The organism is Sphingomonas sp. 67-41, assembly GCF_001899725.1.
GTDB lineage: Bacteria > Pseudomonadota > Alphaproteobacteria > Sphingomonadales > Sphingomonadaceae > Sphingomonas > Sphingomonas leidyi.
The window spans coordinates 85,217-108,876 of sequence record NZ_MKWJ01000017.1; the positions used below are offsets into that span (position 1 = coordinate 85,217).

Below are 23,660 nucleotides of genomic sequence, written 5' to 3' on the forward strand. Positions count from 1 at the left end.
CGCAGCATATGAAGCATTGGATGGCCAGGCGCATGATCCCCGCGCTTGCGATTGCCGGTCTTGCCGCCCAGCCCGTGGCGGCAAGGGACGTGACTCCGGCCGCGGCCAAGCTCGATGCCGCGATGGAGCGGTGGATGCCGGATATCGTGCGGGCGGAGAAGATCGGGGGCATCGGCATCGCAGTGATCCGCGACGGCCGCCTGATCTGGTCGGGCCATTATGGCGAGCAGGCGCCGGGCGTGCCGACCAGCGCGGGCACGGCGTTCAACACCGCGTCGATCGCCAAGACGGTGACGGCGGAGACGCTGCTCGCGCTGGCGGCGGCGCGCCGGATCGATCTGGACGAGCCGATCGCCGGCTATGTTCGCTCGCCCGGCCTCGACGGCGATCCGCGCTACAAGCTGCTCACCACCCGCATACTGCTCTCGCATCGCTCGGGCCTGCGCAACTGGGCGGACGACTATCCCGACGGCAGGCTCGCCTTCGACTGGGAACCCGGCACGCGCTATCGCTATTCGGGCGCCGGGATCGAGCTCGCCGCCCGCTACGCCCAGGCGAGGACCGGCATGACCTTGCGGGCGCTCGCCGCGGAAACCGTGCTGCGCCCCTGGGGCATCGCGCATATGGCGGTGGGCGAGCTGCCGGACTGGACCGCGGGACGCCTGGCGCTGCCCATGGGCGCGGACGGCCGGTTCCTCGATCTCGCATCGCTGTATCCGGGGCTTCGGGAAGGGACGGGGCTTGGGGCCGCCTATGACCTGATCGCGACGACCGGCGCCTATGGCGCGTTCCTCGAGCGCCTGATCGCCGCATCGCGGCCGGGATCGTGGCCGGAATCGGGGACGCGCGATATCCGCGAGAAGATCGTGACCCCGCTCGCCGGCGACGCGCGCTATGGTTGCGAACCCCGTTTCACCCGGCGCTGCCCGGATCGCTATGGCTATGCCTTTGGGTGGCAGGTGCAGCGCTATGGCCGCCACACCGTGCTCCAGCATACGGGCAATGACGAGGGCGAAACCGATCTCGTCTATTTCTCGCCCGATCGGCGCACCGGTGCGGCGATCTTCGTCAACGGCGCGAACGGATGGGTGCCGATCGTCCGCGCCCTCGAGATCATCGGCGACGAGCCGGAACTCGCTGGCTATTATCGCGGACTGGTCGAGAAGCTGCTGCAACGGCGCCTCGAAGCCTTGCCCCGGAAGGCCGGTGCCGGCCGCGGTTCACCCGGCTGACGGCGGCGCCGGATAGAGCGCGTTCCCGGAACCCGTCGCGCCATCTCGCCGGCATGAGGGCGAGGTGACGGGCGATGCTGCGCGCCCATGCGAAGCCATCGTCGACCGATGTCTTTTCAGAAAATTTACGCTTTGCTTTCGAAGTGCTTACGCACAGCGGACGGATCGTGCGCCATAGTTGCCCATCGGCAGGCCCAAAGGGCCGCGGACTTGAAAAAGGGGTAACTTCGTGCACTTCAGGAACACATTGCGCGCCACGGCCGCGCTTTCGGTGCTTGTGCTCGCCACCGTCCAGGCGCCGGTCGCCCTGGCGCAGGATCGAACCGACGCCGGCCGGCCCGGCACCCAGGCCAATCCCGGCGAAGCGCCAACGGTGGAGAGCGGGGACCAGATCGTCGTCACCGGCTCGCTGATCCGGCGCACCGACACGGAAACGCCGTCGCCGGTCACCGTGCTCTCGGCCGAGACGCTCGAGCAGCGCGGCCTCAACACCGTCACCGAGGCGGTGCAGCGCCTGTCGGCCGGCAATGCCGGCACGATCACCCAGGGCTGGAACGCGAGCGCCAATTTCGCGGCGGGTGCCAGCGCGATCTCGCTGCGCGGCCTCACCGTGCAGGCGACGCTGACGCTGTTCGACGGCCTGCGCATGGCGCCCTATCCGCTCGCGGACGACGGCCAGCGCAACTTCGTCGACATGAATACCATCCCCAACGCGATCATCGAGCGCATCGACGTGCTGAAGGACGGCGCTTCCTCCACCTATGGCGCGGATGCCGTCGCGGGCGTGATCAACGTGATCACGAAGAAGGAGATCAAGGGCCTGCACGCCAATGTCTCGGCCGGCATCTCGCAGCGCGGCGACGCGGGCGAGCAACGCGCCGACCTGACCTGGGGCTATGGCGACCTCAACGACCAGGGCTTCAACTTCTACATCGGCGGCGAGTATTTGAAGCAAAATCCGCTCTGGGCGCGAGACCGCGGCTATCCGTTCAACACGACGGACTGGAGCCGCATCTGCAATGCCGGCGGCGCCTGCATGAAGAACAATAACTGGAACGGCATCAATGTCGACGGTTCGGTGAACGGCATGATCGCCACGCCCAATGTCGCGCTGGTTCGCCCGGTGACGACTCCCGGCGCGGCGATCGGTGCGGGGCGTTTTGCCTATCTCAACAATTCGGTCGATTGCGGGCGGGCCACGCGCCGCCAGTTGACCGCCGCCCAGATCGCGAAGCTGGCCACGGCCCCCGCGAACGGCATCGTCTGCGAAGGCAATCCGACGGACTATGCGATGCTGCTGCCGGACGTGGAGCGCTTCGGCGTGTCGAGCCGCTTCACCGCCAATATCGGTGACTCGCACCAGTTCTACGCACAGGCGAACTATTACAAGACATCCACCCACGCGACGTCCACACCGAAGCAGTTCAACTATTTCATGCCGGACCCCACCACCGTGGGGAATTATTATGTGATCATGCCGGTCTATGTCTGCGCGAGCGGCGTCGGCACGCCCAACGGGCTGAACACCGGCTGCACCGCCGCCAACGGCACGCTCAACCCGCAGAACCCCTATGCCGCCGCCGGCCAGACCGCGCAGGTCCTGTTCCGCTCGGATCGTCCGCGCGCCGACGACACGATCTCCCGTACGCTGCGCGGCACGATCGGGCTGTCCGGCCAGATTGCCGGCTTCGACTATTCGGCGAGCTTCGTCGCCGCCAATTCGAAGCTCACCCGCACCCAGATCAACTATCTGATCCCCCAGCGGATCATGGACGTGCTGGCCCGCGGCACGTTCAACTTCACCAATCCGTCCGCGAACCCGCAGAGCGTCTGGGACTATATCGCGCCGGAAAGGAGCACGGTCTCGAACTCGGACCTGTGGCAGGCCACGGCGAACCTGTCGCGGCACGTCATCGACCTGCCGGGCGGCGGCGTGGATGCGGCGGGCGGCCTTTCCTATCGCTATGAATCGATCATCGCGCCCAGCGCCAATCCGGGCAACGATGCCCATCCCTGGGAGCGCTATTACGACATCAACGCAGTCGGCACCTCGGGCAGCCGCAAGGTCTTCTCGGCCTTTGGCGAAGTCCAGGCGAGCGCGCTGGACAAGATCGAGCTGAACCTCTCGGGCCGCTACGACTCCTATTCGACCGGGCAGAAGAACTTCTCGCCCAAGGTCGGCGCCAAGTTCACGCCGATCCGTGCCCTTGCGGTGCGCGGCACCTGGTCGAAGGGCTTCCGCATTCCGAGCTTCAACGAGGCCTTCGGCCTGCCGACCACCGGCTTCGTCACGCGCGGCGGCGGCACCTTCTGCCAGACCTATGCGGCGTTCTGCGCCGCGCATGGCAACAACGCCTATGTGACCCAGCAATTCTCCCTGGGCCTGACCAATGTGGGCAATCCCGCGCTGCGTCCGGAGAAGTCGGAGAGCATCACCGCCGGCCTGATCTTCGAGCCGATCCGCGGCCTCAGCTTCACGCTCGATTTCTGGCGGATCAAGGTCAAGGACCAGATCGTCGGCGTGAACAACACGGCGCCGGTGCTCGACGCCTATTATCGCAACAACGGCGTGGTGAACATTCCGGGCTTCACTGTCCGCCCCGGTCCGGTGGATCCGGCCAATCCGAACGCGCTGCCGCATATCGGGACCATCCAGGCGTCCTATACCAATGCCAACAACCAGGTCGTTCAGGGTATCGATGCCGGCTTCAACGCGAACCTGAAGCTGGCCGAGGGCGTGCGCTGGATCAGCGCGTTCGAGGCATCGTATCTCGACAAGAACCATCTCACGCTGGTCGATCCGATCACCGGCGAGGCGCAGCCGCCGCAGCGCTACGAGGGCACGCTCAGCCCCTGCAACAACACGTCGTGCTCGGGTTCGCCGCGCTGGCGGGCCAGCTGGCAGAACACGCTCAAGCTCGGCGACACCAGCGTGACGGCGACGGCCTACTACACGGCCGGCTATCACGTCTCGCAGGTCGATATGGGCGCGACGCCGTTCGACTGCGCGAGTGCCGTGGAGCATGGCGCGGCGACTTATGGCGACGGCACGCCGGTGCAGTGCCGCTCGAAGGACATCTGGAACGTCGACCTGACGATCCAGCACCGGATCAACGACAATTTCGCGCTGTCGCTGAACGTGCTCAACCTGCTCGACACCAAGCCGCCCTTCGATCCGAACGCCGCCTACAGCATCTTCGGCTACAACCCGGCCTGGGCCGGTCCCAACATCATGGGCCGCTATTTCCGCGTCGGGGCGAAGGTGGACTTCTGATCCAGTCGAACGAGCCCCGAGGCGATGGCCGATTGCAACTTCGTGCAGCGTCTCTTTGATCCTGAGGCGGCCCTCGCGGGTCGCCTCCTTTGTATAAACTAATTGATTCATGAATGAATATTGACAGGCCGGCCTTGGTCATGCTGTGTCTTCGCATGCGGCGCGGAGACCGCGTGGGAGAGAAGGCGTGCCATTCGTTCGGAGCAACGGCGCAAGCATCCATTGGGAAGCGGAGGGCAGCGGCACGCCGGTGCTGCTGATCATGGGCCATCTCTACAGTTCGCGGATGTGGTATCCGATGCTGCCGGCGCTGACGCGGAACCACCGCGCGATCTGGTTCGACAATCGCGGCACCGGCGAGAGCGACACCACGCCCGGCGTCACCATCGCGCAGTTCGCCGCCGATGCGCTGGCGGTGCTGGAGGCGGCCGGCGAGACGGGCGCGCATGTCTATGGCGTCTCGATGGGCGGCGGCATCGCGGCCGAGTTCGCGATGGCATATCCCGAGCGCACCCGCTCGGTGACGCTCGGCTGCACCATGCTCAAGACCGAGCAGACCGAGATCAAGGGCGCCCAGAAGCTGATCTACCGCCTGCCGCGCTGGCTGGTCCGCGCGATGTTCAAGCGGGCCAAGCCGGAGGCCTATGGCAGCGCCGCCCCGCGCGACGCGGCGCTGCACGATATCGGCGTGCTCTCCAGGGACCGCTTCACCATGGCCGGCGTGCGCGCCCAGGCCCAGGCGATCGCGGCCTATGCCACCACGCGCGAACGGGCGCAGGCGCGGCTGACCATGCCGGTGCTCGTGCTGCACGGCGACGAGGACAAGGCCGTGCCGGTGGAGAAGGGGCGCGCGCTGCACGCGATGCTGCCCGACAGCAGATATGTCGAGTTCAAGGGCGCCGGGCACAATTATCTCGTCGCGAACAACGAAGCGTCGACCAGCGCTTTCCTCGACTTCATCGACGGCGTCGATGCCGCCGGGGGCGCCGCATGATGCCGCGCGCGTGCATCGCCGGCGTCGGCATGATCCCCTTCGCCAAGCCCGGCCGCAGCGAGGATTGGGACGTGATGGCCGAGCAGGCGATCCGCCTGGCGCTCGCCGATGCGGGGATCGAATATCGGCAGGTCCAGCAGGCCTATGCCGGCTATGTCTATGCCGATTCCACCGCCGGCCAGTCGGCGCTCTACCGAGTGGGCTGCACCGGCATCCCGGTCGTCAACGTCAACAACAACTGCTCCACCGGATCGACGGCGCTGTTCCTGGCGCGCCAGGCGATCGAGAGCGGCGTCGCCGAGTGCGTGCTGGCCTTCGGCTTCGAACAGATGCTGCCGGGCGCGCTCGGGGCGGTGTTCACGGATCGCAAGCGCTCGCTCGACCATCATCTGAGCCGCCAGGAAGCGCTGCTCGGCCGGGACGAGGGCGCGCCGCTGGTCGCGCAGCAGTTCGGCGGCGCGGGCCTCGATTATCAGAGCCGGTACGGCGCGCCCGACGAGGTGTTCGGCATGATCGCGGTGAAGGCCCGCGCGCATGCGGCGCACAACCCGCTGGCGCTGTTCCGCGATCCGCTGACGCTCGACGAAGTGATGGCCTCCGCGCATCTCCATGGGCCGCTCACTCGCTTCCAGGCCTGCCCGCCTACGTGCGGCGCGGCGGCGGCGGTGCTCGTATCGCCGGCCTTTGCGGCGAGGCACGGGCTGGACGCGGGCGTGGAGATCGTTGCCCAGGCGATGACCACCGACTATGCCGAGACCTTCGCGACCGGATCGATGATGAGCGTCGTCGGCTATGAGATGACGCGCGAGGCGGCGCGCATGACCTATGACCAGGCCGGCATCGGGCCCGACGACATCCAGGCGATCGAGCTGCACGACTGCTTCACCGCCAACGAACTGATCAGCTACGAGGCGCTCGGCCTGTGCGCGGAAGGCGGGGCGGAGGCCTATATTCGCGACGGCGGCAACAGCTATGGCGGGCGCCACGTGACCAACCCCTCGGGCGGGTTGCTGTCGAAGGGCCATCCGCTCGGCGCCACCGGCCTCGCCCAATGCCATGAGCTGGTCCAGCAGCTGCGCGGCACGGCGGACCGGCGCCAGGTCGAAGGCATGCGCTTCGGGCTGCAGCACAATCTCGGCCTGGGCGGCGCCTGCGTGGTGACGCTCTACGGCCGCGCGTGATGCGCGCGCTCGAAGGCAAGGTCGCGATCGTCACGGGATCGGGGCGGGGGATCGGGCGGGCAGTCGCGCTGAAGCTGGCGTCGCAGGGCGCGGCGGTGGTGGCCAACGATCTCGACGCGGCGCCCGCGCTGGCGGTGATCGAGGAGATCCGCGCCGCCGGCGGGCGGGCGATCGCCTGCAACGGCAGCGTCACCGCGCCCGATTTCGGGGAGCGCATCGTCCAGGCCGCGCTCGACGGGCTTGGCGGGCTCGACATCATCGTCAACAATGCCGGCTACACGCGCGACGGCGTGATCCACAAGCAGAGCGACGAGCAGTTCCAGGCGATGCTCGACGTGCACGTCACCGCGCCGTTCCGCATCCTGCGCGCCGCCGCCGAGCCGTGGCGGGCCATGGCCAAGGCGGAAGCGGCGGAGGGGCGCGAAGTGATCCGCAAGGTGGTCAACATCTCGTCGATCTCGGGCGTCAACGGCAATGCCGGCCAGGTCAACTATGCCTCGGCCAAGTCCGCCGTGATCGGCATGACCAGGACGCTCGCCAAGGAATGGGGCCGCCTGAAGGTCTGCGTGAACTGCGTCGCCTTCGGCTTCATCGAGACGCGGCTGAACTTGCCCATCGATCACCCCGATGCCGGGGCGGAGATCGAGGGCCGGCAGCTCCGGTTCGGCGTGCCCGCCGGCTTCCGCGACACCGTGACCGCGCAGATCCCGCTCGGCCGCCCCGGCACGCCCGAGGAAGCGGCGGGCGGCGTCTATTTCTTCTGTGCGCCCGAAAGCGACTATGTCAGTGGGCAGACCCTGCTCGTCGCCGGCGGGCTGGGAAACTGATGGGAGCAAGGGCATGACCGGAACGCGCCACCTCGTCGATCCGGAGCTGCTCGACCTTCTCGAGCTCTGGCCGGCGGTTACGCTGGACGAGAGCCTGTTGCCGCTGGTGCGCGCGCCGGGGCGGATACCGCTGGGCGAAGTCGAGAATCCCGAGCGTGTCGACAAGCGCGCGCTGACCGCGCCCGGTCGCGACGGCGCTCCCGACGTGCCGATGCTGCTCTATCGGCCCGCGGGGAGCGCGGGCACGGTGCTGCCGTGCATCTATCACATCCATGGCGGCGGCTATGTCGGCGGCGCGGCCGTCACGCTCGAACCGGTCCACCGGCACATGGTCGAAATACTGGGCTGTGCGCTGGTCAGCGTCGATTACCGGCTTGCGCCCGAGACGCCGTTCCCGGGGCCGCTCGAGGATTGCTATGCCGGCCTCGCCTGGCTCCATGCGCATGCGGCCGAGCTCGAGATCGATCCGGCGCGGATCGGCATTCGTGGCGAGAGCGCCGGCGGCGGGCTGGCCGCCGCACTGGCGCTGCTCGTCCGCGATCGCGGCGATTTCACCATTGCCTTCCAGCAGCTCATCTATCCGATGCTCGACGACCGGACCTGCACGGCCGAGCCCAATCCCCATGCCGGCGAGTTCATCTGGAATTCGGGCAGCAATCGCTTCGGCTGGCGCAGCTATCTGGGGACCGAGCCGGGCGGGGAGGGCATCCCGCCCTATGCCGCCGCGGCGCGTGCGGAGGACCTTGCCGGCCTGCCGCCGGCCTTTCTCTCCTCGGGCACGCTCGATCTCTTCATCGACGAGGACCTGGCCTATGCCGCGCGCCTGATCCGGGCGGGCGTGCCCACCGAGCTGCACGTCTATCCGGGCGGCTTCCACGGCTTCAACGTCCACAAGACGGCGGGCGTGTCGGTCCGCTCCAACCGCGATGCCGATGACTGGCTGAAGCGGCATTTGAAGGGCGGCTAGGCTCGAGCCCAACCTGTTCCCCTGTTCGCCGTCCCCGCCCTCGCGGGGACGGCGAACAGGGGTAGGCGGGGCCTGGCCGGGCATCAGGCCTCCGCCGGGATCATCTTCGCGTTCGGATCGCGCGCGACTTGCTGGGGTGCGTTGCGCATCGCGATCCAGAAGCCGGCCAGCGACATCGCACCGGTCACCACGCCCATGATCGCCACCGCTTCGCCCAGGCCCCATTTGCCCGTGCTGAAGGTCGAGAGCCAGACGACGAGCGGCGGGGCGACGCCCGCGCCTACCATCGTGCCGGCAATCTTCATGCCTGCCAGCGTCACGGCGCGGTCCTCGTTCGGGATCAGCACCGCGATCGCCGCCGAGGAGACCAGGTTGACGATCGTCCCGCCCACCAGCAGCGCGAACAGCGTCCAGGCAAAGCCGGTGACGGTCGGCATGATCGAAAAGGCGCCTGCCGGAATGGTCAGCGCCGTTGCGATCGCAGCGGGCAGCAGGATGGCGCCACGCATCTTGAGCTTGCCCGCCGCGTCCGCGGCGAAGCCGCCGATGATCGATCCGATGATGCCCGATCCCAGGATCACGGCACCCACCCAGCCGCCGAACGAACCGGGCGCCTGGCCATATTGGCGGATGAGCAGCGATCCCATCCAGATCGCCGCTGCGCCCTCGGCCATGCCGCCGGTCAACTGCCCGGCGAGCAGCGGGCCCAGGAACTTGCGACGCCGCCAGAAGGCGTCCATCGCCAGGCGCAGCGAAACGCTGGTCTGCTCCACTTCGTAGCGCGGCGGCTCCTTGATGAGGAAGAGCGGCAGCACCGCGAGCGCCGCGCCGACGCCCACCAGCAGATGGACTTCGCGCCACGGCGTCATGCCGAGCAGGCCGGCACCCGGATGGCTGGTCAGATAGCCGAACAGCGAGCCGCCGATCGCAAACGCCGCGGCCGCGCCGGCCCAGGCGCCGATCGACACCAGCAGCATCGAGCGTCCGCGCCGATCGGGCATGCAGACATCGGCGAGGAGGGAGATCAGCACCGGGAACGCCGTGCCCGCGCCGATCCCGGCGATCAGCCGCGCGGCGAACAGCCCGGCGAAGTTCGGGGCGAAGGCGGTGCCGATCGTGCCGATCGCCCAGAAGGAGGCGAGAATGATCAGCAGGCGCGTGCGCGTGCTGTGATCCACCAGCCAGGCGATCGGCAACGACAGCAGCGCGATCGGGATCGCGGTCGCCCCGCCCGCGAGCAGGCCGATGTCGAGATCGGTGAGGTGCAACTCGGCCTTCACCGCTTCCTGCAAGGGGCTGAGCAGCCCGCCCACGGTCAGCGCGGAGAACAGCGTGAGCGTCAGCAGCCAGATGACGCCCCATTTGGTCGGGCGGATCGCGGCCGAGGGCGGCGCGGAAGGTGAGGCTTCGGCCGCATCGGCCGCGTCGGTCGGTTGGAGCACGATCGTTCCTTTGGTCGGCGATCGGCTGCCGGGCGACGCGCGCCGCCCGGCAGCGCGTCGGTCAGAGGTTGAAGAAATGGTCCCAGATATAGGGGGCGACGTCGATCGGCGCCTTGTCGGGATTGCTGCCCAGCTCGGTATAGCCGTTGTAGAGGACGTGCCCGCCATTCGCGATCGACACCAGCCCGGTGCGCACGCCGCCGTTGCAGTTGCGATATTCCTCGAACCGCGAACCGGCGTAATGCGATCCGTCGGGAAGCTGCTCGCGATACAGGTCGTCGCTGCAGCCCAGGATCCGCTTCCAGGCGGCGAGGCTGGCGCGCGCGCCCTGCACGCCCAGCGGAATGCCGGCCAGGTCGTTGGGCAGCCCCAGCGGCGCGGTGTTGCCGTCATAGCTGATCGTCGTGTCGGCGGTGCCGGCGATTTCCCACATGCCGATCGGCCGGGCCGGGCTGCACGTCTCGCGGTTGAGCGGATAGGAGACCGAGACCGCGGCGCGGATCAGGTCCGCCGCTTCGCAGGCCATGCGCTGCGCCATCCCGCCGCCGTTCGAGATGCCGGTCACGAACACGCGGTCGCCGTCGATATTGGCATAGGCCTTCATCGCGGCGATGATCGCGCGGTTGAAGCTGACGTCGTCGATGTTGAGCGCGTCGCCCAGGAAACAGCAGCCATAGGCGTTCCACGACAGGCTCACGCCGTTCGGCCACACGGCGATGAAGCCGCGCCTGTCGGATTCGGCGAGCTGGCCGGACCATTGCCGCTCGTTGCTCGCGTCCTTGCTGAAGCCGTGGAAGTCGAGCAGCAGCGGCACCGCCGTCCGGCCGGTATAGCTGGCGGGAACATGCACCAGGTAGTTGCGCAGCAGCCCCTTGTGCAGCGTCGTGATCGAATAGTCCCCGGGCGTGAAGCAGATGCCCGTGCAGGGCGTCGCTGCCGCGGGACTGGCGAAGCATGCGGTGGCGAATGCCAGAAGCAGCGCGGCCCAAGACAGCCGGAAACGCGAAAGACGTGCCTTCATTGCAGTTTCTCCTCTCCTGTTGGTTCTGTTCTTCCTTCCGTCGCCCGGCTCAGCGCGGGGGCGGTGGCGGTAGCGGCTTCAGGCCGCCATCGTCCTCGAGCTCGGCGGGAAGCGGGGGATCGGTGAAGTCCTTGCGCACCTGCATCTTCGCGGGCGGCGCCTGTGCCGGCGCGGTCGGCGCCGCGTTCGGCAGCCGCTCGATGTGATCTGCGGTGCGCAGCCCGGCGATTGGCGTGGCGGCGGGCGAGGGCGTGGCCGCCACGCTTGGCGCCGGCACGATCACTGCGCCCTCCTTCGGCTCGCTCCGGTCGCAGCCGGCGAGTGCGAGCATCAGCAGCCAGGGCATGGCGCTTCGGCGCGCGGCGAGGCGCGGTCGTCCAGCCTTCATCGGCACTCTCCCATCGGCGCCGTGTTTCCGGCGCTCGCAGGGCTGCATATCAGTGTGCAAACAAATTCACTAGAAAATAAATGAAGATTGACAGGGGATCGGAGCCGGTGCCATCCAAGGGGAGAGAAAAAGACACAGGTTTTGGAGAGCGTTGGCATGCATGAGGGGCAGCTCCGGGCGGGGGGTGCGCGGGAACTGGAGCAGTTGCAGCCCTATGAGCTGACGCTCGACAAGTTCCTCGCGCACGCCGCCAAATGGCATCCGCAGGGGCAGGTGGTCACCGGCGGCGGGGTTGGCGGCCCGGTTGCGCGGATCGACTATGCGGCGTTGCGGGAGCGCAGCACCTTGCTCTCGGGCGCCTTCGCCGCGCTCGGCATCGCGCGGGGCGACCGCATCGCCACGCTCGCCTGGAACAGCCAGGGCCATATGGAATGCTGGTATGCGGCGTTCGGCATGGGGGTGAGCTGCCACACGCTCAACCCGCGCCTGGGCGTCGCCCAGCTTGCCGACATGGTGCGCCAGGCGGGCGACCGGCTGCTCGCCGCCAGCCCCGACCAGGGCGCGGTGGTCGAGGAACTGGTGCGGCTGTGCCCGGGCATCGTGCAGGTGCTGATCCTGGACGAGCCCGGTGCCGATTTCCCGCTGCCCGATTGCGGCGCGGTGCCGGTACGGACACTGCAGGAGTTGCTCGCCGAGCACGGCAAGGCGCTGGACTGGGGCGGCTTTTCCGAGCGCGAGGAAGCGGGCCTCTGCTTCACCTCGGGCACGACCGGCGCGCCCAAGGGCGTGCCCTACAGCCATCGCTGCAACTATCTGGTCACGCTCTCGCTGCTGCAGAGCGATGTGATGGGAATCAATGCGGGCGATTCGATCCTCGCCGCCGTGCCGATGTTCCACGCCAATGGCTGGGGCCTGCCCTTCGCCGCGCCGGCTTCGGGCGCGCGGCTGGTGTTCTCGGGTTGTCACAATGACGGCGCGAGCCTGGCCGCGCTGATCCGCAGCGAGGGCGTCACGCTGGCGGTGGGCGTGCCGACCGTGTGGCTCGGGCTGATCGAGCATCTCGAGCAGACCGGCACCGCGCTGCCCACGCTCCGGCGCGTGTTGCTCGGCGGCTCGGGCGTGCCCCAGGCGCTGATCGACCGGATCGAGTCGCGCCTCGGCGTCCGCGTCCAGACCAGCTGGGGCATGACCGAGCTCGCACCGCTCGGCACCGTGACTCCGCCGGGCAATGCCGGCCGGGCCAGCATCGCCGGCCGCCCGCCGCTGGGCGTCGACCTGCGGCTGGTCGATGCCGAGGGCGGCGAGCTTGCGGCCCAGCGCGGCGTGGAGGGGCATCTCCAGGTCCGCGGATCGGGCACCGTCCATTGCTATTTCGGCCAGGAGACTCCGGCGACCGACGCCCAGGGCTGGTTCGACACCGGCGATCTCGCGACGATCGACGCCGAGGGCAATCTCGCGATCACCGGCCGTGCCAAGGACCTGATCAAGTCGGGCGGCGAATGGATCAACCCGGGCGAGATCGAAGCGATCGTCGGCGGCCTGCCGGGGGTATCGCTGGTCGCGGTGATCGGGCGGGCGCATGCCAAATGGACCGAGCGCCCGGTGCTGGTGATCGAAGCGGAGGGGCAGGGCGCGACCGATGCGGAGATCCGCGCCGCGCTCGACGGCGCTGTCCCGCGCTGGTGGATGCCCGATGCGATCGAGCGCGTGGAGCGCATGCCCCTCGCAATGACCGGCAAGATCGACAAGCAGGCGCTGCGCCGCCGCTTCGGGACGGATCCCGCCGCGGCTGCCTGATTATGATATTGATTTATGAATCAATGAATGTTCAACTTGATTCGTGAGTCAGTAAGTTGAGTCGCAACGCCACCTCGCAAAGGGGGGCGCTCTTGGGAGGATAGCATGAAGGCCTTTTGCTGGCTGACGGTTTCTGCCGTCGCATTGATGAGCGCGGGCGCCGCGCAGGCGCAGACCGCCGCCACCACCACCACCGATCCCGCGCCGGCCGCCCAGGTGGATGCGCCCGTCGACCATTCGAACGAGATCGTCGTCACCGCCGAGCGCCGCTCGACCAGCCTGCAGCGCACCGGCGTCGCCGCCACCGTGCTGACCGGCGACGACCTGGTGAAGAAGAGCGTCAACGGCGTGGAGCAGCTCCAGTTTGCCACGCCCTCGCTCACCGTCAACACCACCGGCCAGGGCAACGCGTTCAACATTCGCGGCATCGGCAAGACCGAGCAGACCAGCGCCATCGGCGTCGGCGTCGTCACCTATCGCGACGGCGTCGCCACGCTGCCGGGCTATTTCCAGTCCGAGCCCTATTACGACATCGCCAGCGTCGAGGTGCTGCGCGGCCCGCAGGGCACGTTCGCGGGCGGCAATGCCACTGGCGGCGCGGTGTTCATCACCGAAGTGAACCCGTCGACCGACATGGTGAAGGGCTATGCGCTTGCCCAGTACGGCAATTACAACGACATCAAGCTCCAGGGCGCAGTCAACCTGCCGGCGAGCGATACGCTGGCATTCCGCTTCGCCGGCAACATGGAACGGCGCGACACCTTCTACAATGTGAGCGGCCCTTGGACCGGCAACCCCGGCAACCGTCGCGACTATAGCGGTCGCGCCAGCATGCTCTGGCAGCCCAGCGCGAACTTCCGCGTGCTGCTGAAGGGCGACTATAACAACATCGAATATGGCGGCCTGCCCGCCGGCCCGGCGACCGCCACCGGCGATCCGCTCAACGTCGCCAACAACACCTATCTGAACGGGCGCGACGAGTTCGGCCGCATCGTGCTCAACATGGCCTATACCACCGATGGCGGCGTGACCCTGCGCTCGATCAGCGGCTATCAGCGCGGCACCACCCAGATCGACTATGATTCGGACGGCACCGCCAACGCGCCCAGCCTGGCCGCGCCGCAGACCGCGTTCCACGACAAGATCAGCGAGGAGATCTGGTCGCAGGAATTCAACATCGTCTCGCCCGACACCGGCCCCTTCACCTGGGTGCTCGGCGGCTATTGGCAGAGCGACAAGATCATCATTCCCAAGGGCGGCTATTTCAGCGACGTGACGCCCAACCTGTTCCCGGTGCTGATCGACGTGGCGATCGAAGGCACCAATCCCAAGTCCGCGCTCGCTGCGTTCGGCCAGGTCGGCTACGAGCTGACCAAGGGATTGCAGCTCACCGTCGGCGCGCGCTGGTCGCGCACCACGTCGCGCAACGACGCGGTGTCGACCACGCCCCAATATCCGCCGCTCCAGCTCGCCCAGCACGACTTCACTGCCGACAAGAAGCTGAACGGCAAGGTGGCGCTCAACTGGACGGTCGATGCCAGCAACTTCCTCTATGCCTTTGTCGCGACGGGCAGCAAGGCGGGCGGGCTCAACGGCCCGAACCTGGTCGGCGCGCCGCCCCGCGCCTTCGCTGCCGAGGATGTGACCGACTACGAGATCGGCTGGAAGGGCACCTTCATGGGCGGCCGCCTGCGCACGCAGCTCGGCGGCTATTACAACGAGTACAAGGGCTTCCAGGTCAACATCGTCGATCCGACGACGCCCAGCATCTCGTCGATCTACAATGTGCCCGGCAAGACCAAGCTCTATGGCGTCGAATTCTCGGCCCAGGGCAATTTCGATGCCTTCTCGTTCGACCTGTCGGGCTCGGTCTCGAATTCGGAGCTCGGCAACTTCCATGCCGCCGATTCCCGGCTCGGCGCCGCGCCCGCCGTCTGCAACCCGGCGACCGGCCCGACCACGGCGCGTTGCCTCGACCTGACCGGCAACGAGCAGGCCTATGCGCCGAAGTTCACGCTGAGCGCCGGTGCGCAATATGCCATCGCGCTGGGCGGCGACGCGACGCTGACCCCGCGGGTCGACTATGCGCATATCGGCGCGGTGTGGGGCACGCTGTTCCAGAACGTCGCCCGCGGCGACCGGATCGGCGCCCGCGACATCGTCAACGCGCAATTGACGCTCGCGACCGGCCCCTGGTCGATCGCCGCCTATTCGACCAACCTGACCAACGCGCATTATGTCGCGGCGATCAACGGCAATCGCCGCCTCGCCGGCGCGCCGCGCCAATATGGCCTGCGCGTCAGCCGCACCTTCTGATCCCGTGCCCGCGGGCCGGCGCTGGCCGGTCCGCGGGGCGGCATTTGCATCCGGGACCAAGATAGACAAAAGCCATGGATCAGGCGGGCCTTTCTTCTTCGGCAATTGCTGGCGGCAGGGGCGCGTCGATCGATGGAGCGACAATGACCGAAGCCAAGCCCAAGCGGCGCACCAAGGCGCAGCAGCGCGCCGAGACGCTGGAAGTGATCCTCGACGCGGCGGAATATCTCTTCTCGCAGCGCGGGCTCTATGGCGTGACGCTGAAGGACGTGGCGCAGCAGGCGGACGTCCACACCTCGCTCCTCCATTATTATTTCGACGACAAGAAGGCGATGTTCGACGCCGTCTTCGCCCGCCGCGCCCATGTGACGGCGGACAAGCGCATGGCGGCGCTCGATCGCTATGCCGGCGAATGCCGCGGCAAGCCGACGGTGGAGGGGGCGCTGCGCGCGTTCCTCGACACCGATCTCGATCTTTACATCCAGGGCGGCGAGGGCTGGCGCAACTTCGCCGGCCTGGGCGCCCAGGTGGCGATGGCGCCGGTCTGGGGCGCCAAGCTGTTCGACGAGCATTTCGATCCGGTCGTGCTCAAGCTGATCGGGCTGCTCAAGCAGGCGCTGCCGGAATGCCCGGAAGAGGATATCTTCTGGGGCTATCATTTCGTCACCGGCGCGCTGGTGATGACCCTGGCCCGCACCGGCCGCATCGACCAACTGTCCCAGGGGCTGTGCAAGTCCGAGGATTTTCCCGCGGTGAAGGCGCGCATGGCGCGCTTCCTGGCGTTCGGCTTCGAAGGCATTTGCCGCGACCGTGCCGAGGCCCGGGCGGCGGCGGCCGGCTGACCCCATGGGGCTCCCCGTTCGCGCCCGTTGTCGCCGAGCGAGGATGGCGGCGCCGACGCATGCGGATGTTCTTGTGAGGTGAATATGGAGGCGTCCGCCGCCCCGATCGGCGCGCCTCCGAAACTGAAGAGGGCTGGATCATGAGCGAATTCGTCAGTGCCTGGCGGATACGGGATTTTGCGCCCGGCGAAGGCGGGCCCGCCGGCGCCGCGCACGGGCAGGGCGCGGGCTGGATCCCCGCCGATGCGCCCGGCGACACCTATCGCGCGCTGATCGAGGCGGGCCGGCTCGCCGATCCCTATGCCGGGCGGAACGAGGCGGCCGCGGCCTGGGTGCGCGACCGCGAATGGTGGTGGCATGCGCGGATCGAGATCGGCGGCGATGACGCGCTGGTGTTCGAAGGTCTCGACACCTTCGCCGACATCCATCTGGACGGAGTGCCGATCGGCAGCGCCGACAACATGTTCCGCAGCTGGCGCTTCGACCTGTCCGGGCACGCGCCCGGCGCGCACGATCTCGCCATCCGCTTCCACCCCACCGCCGCGAAGGTCGCCGGCGCGCCGCTGCCCGTCTGGCCGGTCTTCACCGATCGGATCAGCCGCTCGCGCCGCACGCTGATGCGCAAGGCGCAGTTCGGCTGGGGCTGGGACTGGGGCCCCGACCTGCCGACCATCGGCATCTGGAAGCCGGTGCGGATCGAGCCCCGGCGCGCGGCGACGCTCCGCAGCCTGAACTTCACGACGCGCTCGATCGCGGGGGCAGCGGAAGTCACGGTCGATCTCGATCTCTCCGGGCCTGTCGACATCGCCGTCGAACTGCTCGACCCCGCTGGCATTTCCGTCGCCCGCGCGTCCCGGCACGGTTCGGGCCCGGTCGCGATGACGGTGCCCGACCCCCAACTCTGGTGGACTGCCGAGCTGGGCGCACAGCCGCTCTACATGCTGGTCGCGACCATCGACGGGCAGGCGATCCGCCACCGCGTCGGCATCCGCACCATCGCGATCGACCAGTCGCCTGATCCCGACGAGCCGGGCACCAGCTTCTTCCGCTTCGTGCTCAACGGCGTTCCGATCTTCGCCAAGGGCGCCAACTGGGTGCCCGCGAGTTCCTTCGTCGGCGCGATCCCGGATGCCAGTTATCGCGACCTGCTCGAGCGCGCGGTCGGCGCCAACATGAACATGATCCGCGTCTGGGGCGGCGGCATCTACGAGCACGACATCTTCTATGCGGAGTGCGATCGGCTCGGCCTGCTGGTGTGGCAGGACTTCATGTTCGCCTGCGCCCCCTATCCGGACGACGATCCCGCCTTTGTCGAGAATGTCCGTGCCGAAGTGGTCGAGCAGGTGTCGCGCCTGCGCCATCATGCCTGCCTGGCGCTCTGGTGCGGCAACAACGAGAATCAGGGCATCCAGTTCTTCGCCGACCACGCCGCCGGCACCGCCACGCCGCTGGCCGGGCTGAAATTCTACGACGAACTGATTCCCGGCATTCTCGCCGATCTCGATCCCGCCACGCCCTATTGGCCGAGCAGCCCCTGGGGCGGCCCGAGCCCCAATTCCATGCGCGGCGGCGACGTCCACAACTGGACGGTGTGGCACGGCATCCCGCTGGTGCCGGACGCCGATGCGATGGGCAGCAACGACAGCTCGCCCGAAGGCGTCGCCTTCACGCGCTATGCCGAGGACATGGCCCGCTTCGTCAGCGAGTTCGGCATCCAGGGCGCGCCCGATATCGGCACGCTCGAGCGCTGGATGGCGCCCGAGGACCTGGTGCTGGGCAGCCAGGGGTTTCTCGATCGGATCAAGGACGTGGCCGACAAGGCGAGCGCGATGATGGTGCCGGTCACCGGCCTGCCGGCGACGCTTGCCGATTATGTCGATTTCACCATGCTCACCCAGGCCGAGGGGCTGAAGTTCGGCATCGAGCATTATCGCCGCCGCAAGCCGCATTGTTCGGGCGCGCTGATCTGGCAGCACAATGATTGCTGGCCCTGCGTCAGCTGGAGCCTGATCGACCATGACGGCGTCGCCAAATCGGCATGGTACGCCACCCGCCGCGCCTTCGCGCCGGTGCTGGCGTCGTTCCGGCTGGACGGCGAGGCCGCGGAGCTGTGGATCACCAATGACGGGCTCGCGCCGGTCCGCGACACCGCCGTCATCGCGCTGGCGCGGCTGGCCGGCGGCGCCGAGCGGGAGGAGCGGGTGCCGTTCGAAGCGGCGGCGAATGGCAGCGCCTGTATCTGGCGGGGCCCTGCCGCGCATTCCGTGGCGCATGCCCTGACGGTGCGCAGTGCCGGCGGGGCATTCCCCGCGAACCGGACGCTCCTTGCGCCGGTGAAGGATCTGGCGCTGGCGCCCGATCCCGGGCTGCGGGTGCGCTGCGAGCCGATGGGCGCCGGGCTGCGCATCGGCATCGCGGCGGAACGCTATGCGCTCGCCGTCCGGCTCCGCTCGGACGATCCGGCGCTGCGCTTCAGCGACAATCATTTCGACCTGGCGGGGGGCGAGGAGCGCATCGTCACGATCACGCGTGCCGGCGGCGGCGAGATACGCTCCGAAGCGATCCGGGTCTCCAGCTGGAACGGGCGCAACTGATGGAGCGGGTTGCCCCGGAGCAGGTCGGCCTCGCCGCCGGCGGGCTCGATGCCGTCGATGCCGCGATACAGGCGCGGATCGATGCGGGCGTGGTCGCCGGCGCGGTCACGCTCACGCTGCGCCATGGCCGGATCGCGCGCATCCGCAGCCTGGGCCTGGACGACATCGAAGCCGGCACGCCGCTCGCCGAGGACGCGATCTTCCGCATCTTCTCGATGACCAAGCCGATCACCGCCACGGCGATGATGATCCTGCACGACCAGGGCTTGTGGCGGCCTGAGGATCCCATCGCGCGCCACCTCCCCGAACTGGCCGACCTCCAGGTGCTGGCGGGAGAGGATGGCCGCGTCGCGCCCGATCATCCGCCGACCATGGCCGAACTGATGACGCACCGTGCCGGCTTCGCCTATGGCCTGCCGCTCGGCGAGCCGAAGGACCGGATCGAGGCGCTGTACCGGCAGGCGCGCATCCTCGGCGCCGCGGATCTGGACGAGATGGTCGCCCGGCTGGCGACGGTGCCGCTCGCGCACCAGCCCGGGACCTTGTGGCGCTACAGCCTGTCGATGGACGTGCAGGGGGCGATCGTCGAGCGGCTGAGCGGCCAGCGCCTGGCCGACTTCATGCGCACGCGCATCTTCGAGCCGCTGGGCATGGTCGATACCGGCTTCTTCGTGCCGCCGGAGCGGCGCCATCGCCTCGCCAGCCTCTATTTCAAGCCGCTGGACGGACCGCTGGAGAAGCTCGCGGTCAATCCGATGCGCCCGGATCCGGAGCGCGAGCCCGGCCTCGCCATGGGGGGTGCCGGGCTCTATTCGACGGCGCTCGACTATGCCCGCTATGCGCAGATGCTGCTGAACGGCGGAACGCTGGCGGGGCGCCGGATCGTCAGTGCCGCGGGCGTGCGCGCGCAGATGACCAACCGCCTGCCCGACGCGCTGCTCGAGACGCGCTTCGTCGCCGGGCACCAGAAGTTCCGGCCCGGCTTCGGCTATGGCTATAACGGCGTGGTCTTCACCGATCCCGCCCTTGCCGGGGTGCCGGTGGGGCGCGGCACCTATCATTGGGACGGCGCCGCGGGCACCTGGTTCTGGGTCGACCCCGAGAACGATCTCGCGTTCGTGGGGATGATACAGCTCCTGTCCTATGCGGCGCCGCCGCTGCAGGAGATCACCCAGACGCTGATGGCGGGCGCGCTCGGCGCCTGAAGCGGCGGAGGCGGGGCCGCCGGCCCTTAGGCGGCGAGCGCGGCGTCGCTGGCCAGCTTGTCGGCGCGCTCGTTGTCGGGATGGCCGGCATGGCCCTTCACCCACACCCATTCCACGCGGTGCGGCTTGGCGGCGGCGAGCAGTTCCTGCCACAGGTCCGCATTCTTCACCGGCTTCTTGTCGGCGGTCTTCCAGCCGTTCTTCAGCCAGCCATGAATCCACTTGGTCAGGCCGTCCATCACGTAGCGGCTGTCGGTCGACAGGGTGACGTGGCAGGGGCGCTTGAGCGCGTTCAGCCCCTGGATCGCCGCCATCAGCTCCATGCGGTTGTTGGTGGTGTGCTTCTCGCCGCCGGAGAGTTCCTTCTCGACGCCGCCCATGCGCAGCACCACGCCCCAGCCGCCCTTGCCCGGGTTGCCCTTGCACGCGCCATCGGTGGCGATCTCGACATGTTGCAATTCCATCAGGCGAGCGTCCTTAGCCGGCTGCCGAGGGCGTTGTCATAGGTTTTCACGCGTCGCCAGAAGGCGAGGGGATCCTTGCGCGTCACCAGCGCGTCCGCGGGCGTGTTGAGCCAATCCCAGGCGCGCGACAAGGTGAAGCGGATGCAGGCGCCGGTTGCCAGCACCGGGAATTCCGCCCGCTCCAGATCGCTGAGCGGAAAGCTTTGCGCATAGCCCTGGATCAGTGCGTCGCCGACCGCCTTGTCGTGCGCGCGGCCGCTGGCGTCGAACGACCAGGCGGCATGCATCACCGCGAGATCATAGACCCGGATGTCGGTACAGGCGAAATAGAAGTCGATCAGGCCGGTGACCCGATTGCCGAGCATCAGCACATTGTCGGGGAAGAGGTCGGCATGGATCGCGCAGCGGTCCAGATAGTCGCCAGGCCATGCGGAGCGCACATCGTCGAGGGCGAAGCCGATATCGTCGTAGAGGCCGGGCTGGATCTCGTCGAGGCTGTGGCCGCAGCGCTCGAACAGCGGCAGCCAGGTGTCGAAGCCCATCGAGTTGGGCCGGTCGAGCGGGAAGTCGGCGGCGGCGGCATGCATCCTGCCCATCGCCTCGGCGGCGGCGTGCGCCTGGGCCGGTGTCGGGTGCGACACGGAGACGCCCGAGAGGAACTGGATCAGGCAGGCCGGGCGCCCCTCCAGTTCGTGGATCAGCGTGCCGGCGCGGTCGGGCACCGCGGGCGGCACCGGCAGGCCCTTGCCCGCCAGATGATCGAGCAGCGCCATGAAATAGGGCAGGTCGCCAGCAGCGACGCGCTTCTCGTAGAGCGTCAGGATGAAGCGGCTCTTCGTCGTGTCCACCAGGTAGTTGGAATTCTCCACGCCCTCGGCGATGCCCTTGGCCGAGACGAGTTCGCCGACGTCGAACCTGTCGAGGAACGCGCTCAGCGCCTCCGCCGAAACCTGCGTATAGACTGCCACATTTCCCCCTTCGTCATCCCCGCGAGCGGGGCGACCCATCTCCTGCCGGCGCCCCGCGCACAACCGCAGTTGTGCTTGGGGCGTGCATCAAGCCGCTTCCAGTCCGCGCGGCAGCTTGAAGGTGACGTTCTCGGGTACCGTTTCCACTTCGCGTTCGCTCACCTCGAAGCGCTCGGACAGTTTGTCGACGAGCTCGCGGACCAGCAGCTCGGGGGCCGAAGCGCCCGCGCTGACGCCGACCGTGCCCACGCCGGCGAACCAGTCCCAGTCCACGTCCTCCGCGCGCTGGATCAGATGCGCGGTGGTGCCCTGCCGCTCGGCGACTTCGACGAGGCGGAGCGAATTGGACGAGTTCCGGCCGCCGATGATCAGCACCAGGTCGACCGACGAGGCGATCGCCTTCACCGCGCCCTGGCGGTTGGTGGTCGCATAGCAGATGTCGTTCGGACCAGGGGCAAGGATGTCCGGGAAGCGGCGCTGGAGCACCGCCAGCGTCGCCGCCGTATCGTCCACCGAAAGCGTGGTCTGGGTGAGGAAGGCGAGGTTGGCGGGGTCGGAGACCTGCACGGCCTCGGCATCGGCCGGCGTCTCCACCAGCGTCATCGACCCCGCGGGCACCTGGCCGAAGGTGCCGATCACTTCCGGGTGGCCGGCATGGCCGATGAACAATATGTGCCGCCCGGCGGCGACCAGCCGCTCGGCCTGGCGATGGACCTTGGAGACGAGCGGGCAGGTGGCGTCGAGATATTCGAGGCCGCGCTCCTCCGCCTTGGCCGGCACCGCCTTGGGCACGCCGTGCGCGGAGAAGACCACCGGCACGTCGTCGGGCACCTGGTCGAGCTCCTCGACGAAGATCGCGCCCTTCGCCTTCAGGCTGTCGACCACATATTTGTTGTGCACGATCTCGTGGCGCACATAGACGGGGGCGCCGTACTTCTCGATCGCCAGCTCGACGATGCGAATGGCACGGTCGACGCCGGCGCAGAAGCCGCGGGGCGCTGCGATCAGCAGCTCGAGGAAGGGTTTTACAGGGTCTGCCATAGTTCCGCCTCGCACCTACGCGATTGCTTGCGCGGGCTCAACGCGGTTCCTATGCTGCGCGCCGTTTTGGACCCCATCTGGTCCCGTGTGTTTGAAAGGGTTTCCGTCTTGGTCCGCAACCTCGCCGTTTTCGCTCTGATCCCGCTCGCGCTCGGCGCATGCAGCCGTACCGGCGAAATCGATGCCAATGGCGGTGGTGCCGGCGTCACGGCGGTGCGCTCGGCTTGCCCGCACGTCGCGATTCCCGCCGGCACGGGCGACATGACCATCTTCAACCCGGCGACCAGCCGCGAGTCGAGCGCGATCGACGTCAATGCGGTGATGACCAACGTCACGTCGACCTGCGACGATGCCGGCCAGCAGGTCGTCACCACGGTCAATTTCGACGTGCTGGCGCGCCGCCAGAGCGCCGACGGCGCGCGCGACGTCAGCTTTCCCTATTTCGTGACGGTGGTGCGCGGCGGCACGTCGGTGGTCGCCAAGCGGATCAACCGCGTCACCGTGCATTTCGAACCGGGCCAGTTGCGTGCCCAGACCAGCGGCACCGCCACCACTTATGTCGACCGCAGCGCGGCGACGCTGCCGGACGAGGTCCGCAAGCGCCTCACCGAGAAGCGCAAGGCCGGCGAACAGGCGGCGGCGATGGATCCGCTGGCCGATCCCTCGATCCGCGGCGCGGTGCTCTCGGCCACGTTCGAGGCGCTGGTCGGCTTCCAGCTGACCGAGGACCAGCTGAAGTACAACGTCACGCGGTGAAGCTGCCCGAGCTGGCCTTCACCGCTACCGACTGGGCGGCGATTCCGCGCACCGAGCATCCCGGGGAAACCGGGATGGCCTGGTGGCAAAGCTTCACGGCGGGCGACCTGCGCGTGCGGATGGTGGAATATTCGCCGGGCTATCTGGCCGATCACTGGTGCGATCGCGGGCATGTGCTGCTCGTGCTCGAGGGCGAGATCGTGAGCGAGCTCAAGGACGGCCGGCATGTCCGGCTGGCTGCGGGCATGTCGTACCAGGTGTCCGATTTCGGCGACGCGGCGCATCGCTCCTCGACGACAACCGGCGCAAAGCTCTTCATCGTCGATTGACTCGAATCGAGGGTGCGGCCAA

The 23,660-nt window shown here is 68.2% G+C and carries 19 protein-coding genes; 13 read left to right on the forward strand and 6 right to left on the reverse strand.

The features are described from left to right. Nucleotides 1–8 precede the first annotated feature (8 nt). The 6 genes from BGP17_RS09115 to BGP17_RS09140 all read left to right on the forward strand — a co-directional run bounded on the left by BGP17_RS09115 (nt 9) and on the right by BGP17_RS09140 (nt 8,475). Nucleotides 9–1,232, forward strand: a complete 1,224-nt coding sequence (locus BGP17_RS09115) for a serine hydrolase domain-containing protein (protein ID WP_286711753.1) — start codon at nt 9–11, stop codon at nt 1,230–1,232. A 229-nt stretch (nt 1,233–1,461) separates the two neighbouring features. Beyond that, nucleotides 1,462–4,506 carry a TonB-dependent receptor domain-containing protein gene (locus tag BGP17_RS09120; RefSeq protein ID WP_286711754.1) on the forward strand — a complete coding sequence of 1,015 codons (3,045 nt, stop codon included), beginning with the start codon at nt 1,462–1,464 and terminating at the stop codon, nt 4,504–4,506. A gap of 187 nt (nt 4,507–4,693) precedes the next feature. After that, nucleotides 4,694–5,500: an alpha/beta fold hydrolase gene (locus BGP17_RS09125; RefSeq protein ID WP_286711755.1), complete on the forward strand. Its 807-nt coding sequence runs from the start codon at nt 4,694–4,696 to the stop codon at nt 5,498–5,500. Beyond that, nucleotides 5,497–6,681 (forward strand): lipid-transfer protein, encoded by a 1,185-nt coding sequence (locus BGP17_RS09130; protein WP_286711756.1) that lies wholly within the window; start codon nt 5,497–5,499, stop codon nt 6,679–6,681. Before BGP17_RS09125 ends, BGP17_RS09130 begins: the two co-directional genes overlap by 4 nt. Next, nucleotides 6,681–7,508 carry an SDR family NAD(P)-dependent oxidoreductase gene (locus tag BGP17_RS09135; protein ID WP_286711757.1) on the forward strand — a complete coding sequence of 276 codons (828 nt, stop codon included), beginning with the start codon at nt 6,681–6,683 and terminating at the stop codon, nt 7,506–7,508. The genes BGP17_RS09130 and BGP17_RS09135 overlap by 1 nt, the downstream gene beginning before the upstream one ends. Nucleotides 7,509–7,521: 13 nt before the next feature. Next, nucleotides 7,522–8,475, forward strand: a complete 954-nt coding sequence (locus BGP17_RS09140; protein ID WP_167301091.1) for an alpha/beta hydrolase — start codon at nt 7,522–7,524, stop codon at nt 8,473–8,475. A gap of 83 nt (nt 8,476–8,558) precedes the next feature. On the opposite strand, the gene BGP17_RS09145 is transcribed toward BGP17_RS09140, so the two are convergent. The 3 genes from BGP17_RS09145 to BGP17_RS09155 form a co-directional block, all read right to left on the reverse strand. Beyond that, nucleotides 8,559–9,917, reverse strand: coding sequence for an MFS transporter (locus tag BGP17_RS09145; RefSeq protein WP_286711758.1), 1,359 nt, complete (start codon nt 9,915–9,917; stop codon nt 8,559–8,561). Nucleotides 9,918–9,978: 61 nt separating this feature from the next. After that, the gene (locus BGP17_RS09150) at nt 9,979–10,938 is read right to left on the reverse strand and encodes a CE1 family esterase (RefSeq protein ID WP_167301089.1); all 960 of its coding nucleotides are present in this window, start codon (nt 10,936–10,938) and stop codon (nt 9,979–9,981) included. A gap of 49 nt (nt 10,939–10,987) precedes the next feature. Beyond that, nucleotides 10,988–11,326, reverse strand: a complete 339-nt coding sequence (locus tag BGP17_RS09155; protein ID WP_286711759.1) for a hypothetical protein — start codon at nt 11,324–11,326, stop codon at nt 10,988–10,990. A 156-nt stretch (nt 11,327–11,482) separates the two neighbouring features. Between BGP17_RS09155 and BGP17_RS09160 the strand changes: the two genes are divergently transcribed. The 5 genes from BGP17_RS09160 (at nt 11,483) to BGP17_RS09180 (ending at nt 20,080) form a co-directional block, all read left to right on the forward strand. Further along, nucleotides 11,483–13,123, forward strand: a complete 1,641-nt coding sequence (locus BGP17_RS09160; RefSeq protein ID WP_286711760.1) for an AMP-binding protein — start codon at nt 11,483–11,485, stop codon at nt 13,121–13,123. A gap of 105 nt (nt 13,124–13,228) precedes the next feature. Further along, nucleotides 13,229–15,439, forward strand: a complete 2,211-nt coding sequence (locus tag BGP17_RS09165) for a TonB-dependent receptor (protein ID WP_286711761.1) — start codon at nt 13,229–13,231, stop codon at nt 15,437–15,439. Nucleotides 15,440–15,582: 143 nt separating this feature from the next. Then, nucleotides 15,583–16,281: a TetR/AcrR family transcriptional regulator gene (locus BGP17_RS09170; RefSeq protein WP_137863127.1), complete on the forward strand. Its 699-nt coding sequence runs from the start codon at nt 15,583–15,585 to the stop codon at nt 16,279–16,281. 140 nt (nt 16,282–16,421) lie between these two features. Continuing rightward, on the forward strand, nt 16,422–18,875 hold the full coding sequence (locus tag BGP17_RS09175) for a beta-mannosidase (protein WP_286711762.1): 2,454 nt from the start codon (nt 16,422–16,424) through the stop codon (nt 18,873–18,875). After that, nucleotides 18,875–20,080 carry a serine hydrolase domain-containing protein gene (locus BGP17_RS09180; protein WP_167301084.1) on the forward strand — a complete coding sequence of 402 codons (1,206 nt, stop codon included), beginning with the start codon at nt 18,875–18,877 and terminating at the stop codon, nt 20,078–20,080. The genes BGP17_RS09175 and BGP17_RS09180 overlap by 1 nt, the downstream gene beginning before the upstream one ends. 26 nt (nt 20,081–20,106) lie before the next feature. On the opposite strand, the gene rnhA is transcribed toward BGP17_RS09180, so the two are convergent. The 3 genes from rnhA to ispH form a co-directional block, all read right to left on the reverse strand. Continuing rightward, nucleotides 20,107–20,544 carry a ribonuclease HI gene (gene rnhA, locus BGP17_RS09185; RefSeq protein ID WP_167301083.1) on the reverse strand — a complete coding sequence of 146 codons (438 nt, stop codon included), beginning with the start codon at nt 20,542–20,544 and terminating at the stop codon, nt 20,107–20,109. Further along, complete coding sequence (gene thrB / locus BGP17_RS09190; RefSeq protein WP_167301082.1) at nt 20,544–21,512, reverse strand: homoserine kinase; 969 nt, start codon at nt 21,510–21,512, stop codon at nt 20,544–20,546. The genes rnhA and thrB overlap by 1 nt, the downstream gene beginning before the upstream one ends. 87 nt (nt 21,513–21,599) lie before the next feature. Further along, the gene (gene ispH / locus BGP17_RS09195) at nt 21,600–22,553 is read right to left on the reverse strand and encodes a 4-hydroxy-3-methylbut-2-enyl diphosphate reductase (protein ID WP_167301081.1); all 954 of its coding nucleotides are present in this window, start codon (nt 22,551–22,553) and stop codon (nt 21,600–21,602) included. 108 nt (nt 22,554–22,661) lie between these two features. Between ispH and BGP17_RS09200 the strand changes: the two genes are divergently transcribed. Further along, nucleotides 22,662–23,309: a hypothetical protein gene (locus tag BGP17_RS09200; RefSeq protein ID WP_286711763.1), complete on the forward strand. Its 648-nt coding sequence runs from the start codon at nt 22,662–22,664 to the stop codon at nt 23,307–23,309. Continuing rightward, complete coding sequence (locus BGP17_RS09205; RefSeq protein ID WP_286711764.1) at nt 23,306–23,638, forward strand: DHCW motif cupin fold protein; 333 nt, start codon at nt 23,306–23,308, stop codon at nt 23,636–23,638. Before BGP17_RS09200 ends, BGP17_RS09205 begins: the two co-directional genes overlap by 4 nt. The last annotated feature ends 22 nt before the right edge of the window (nt 23,639–23,660 follow it).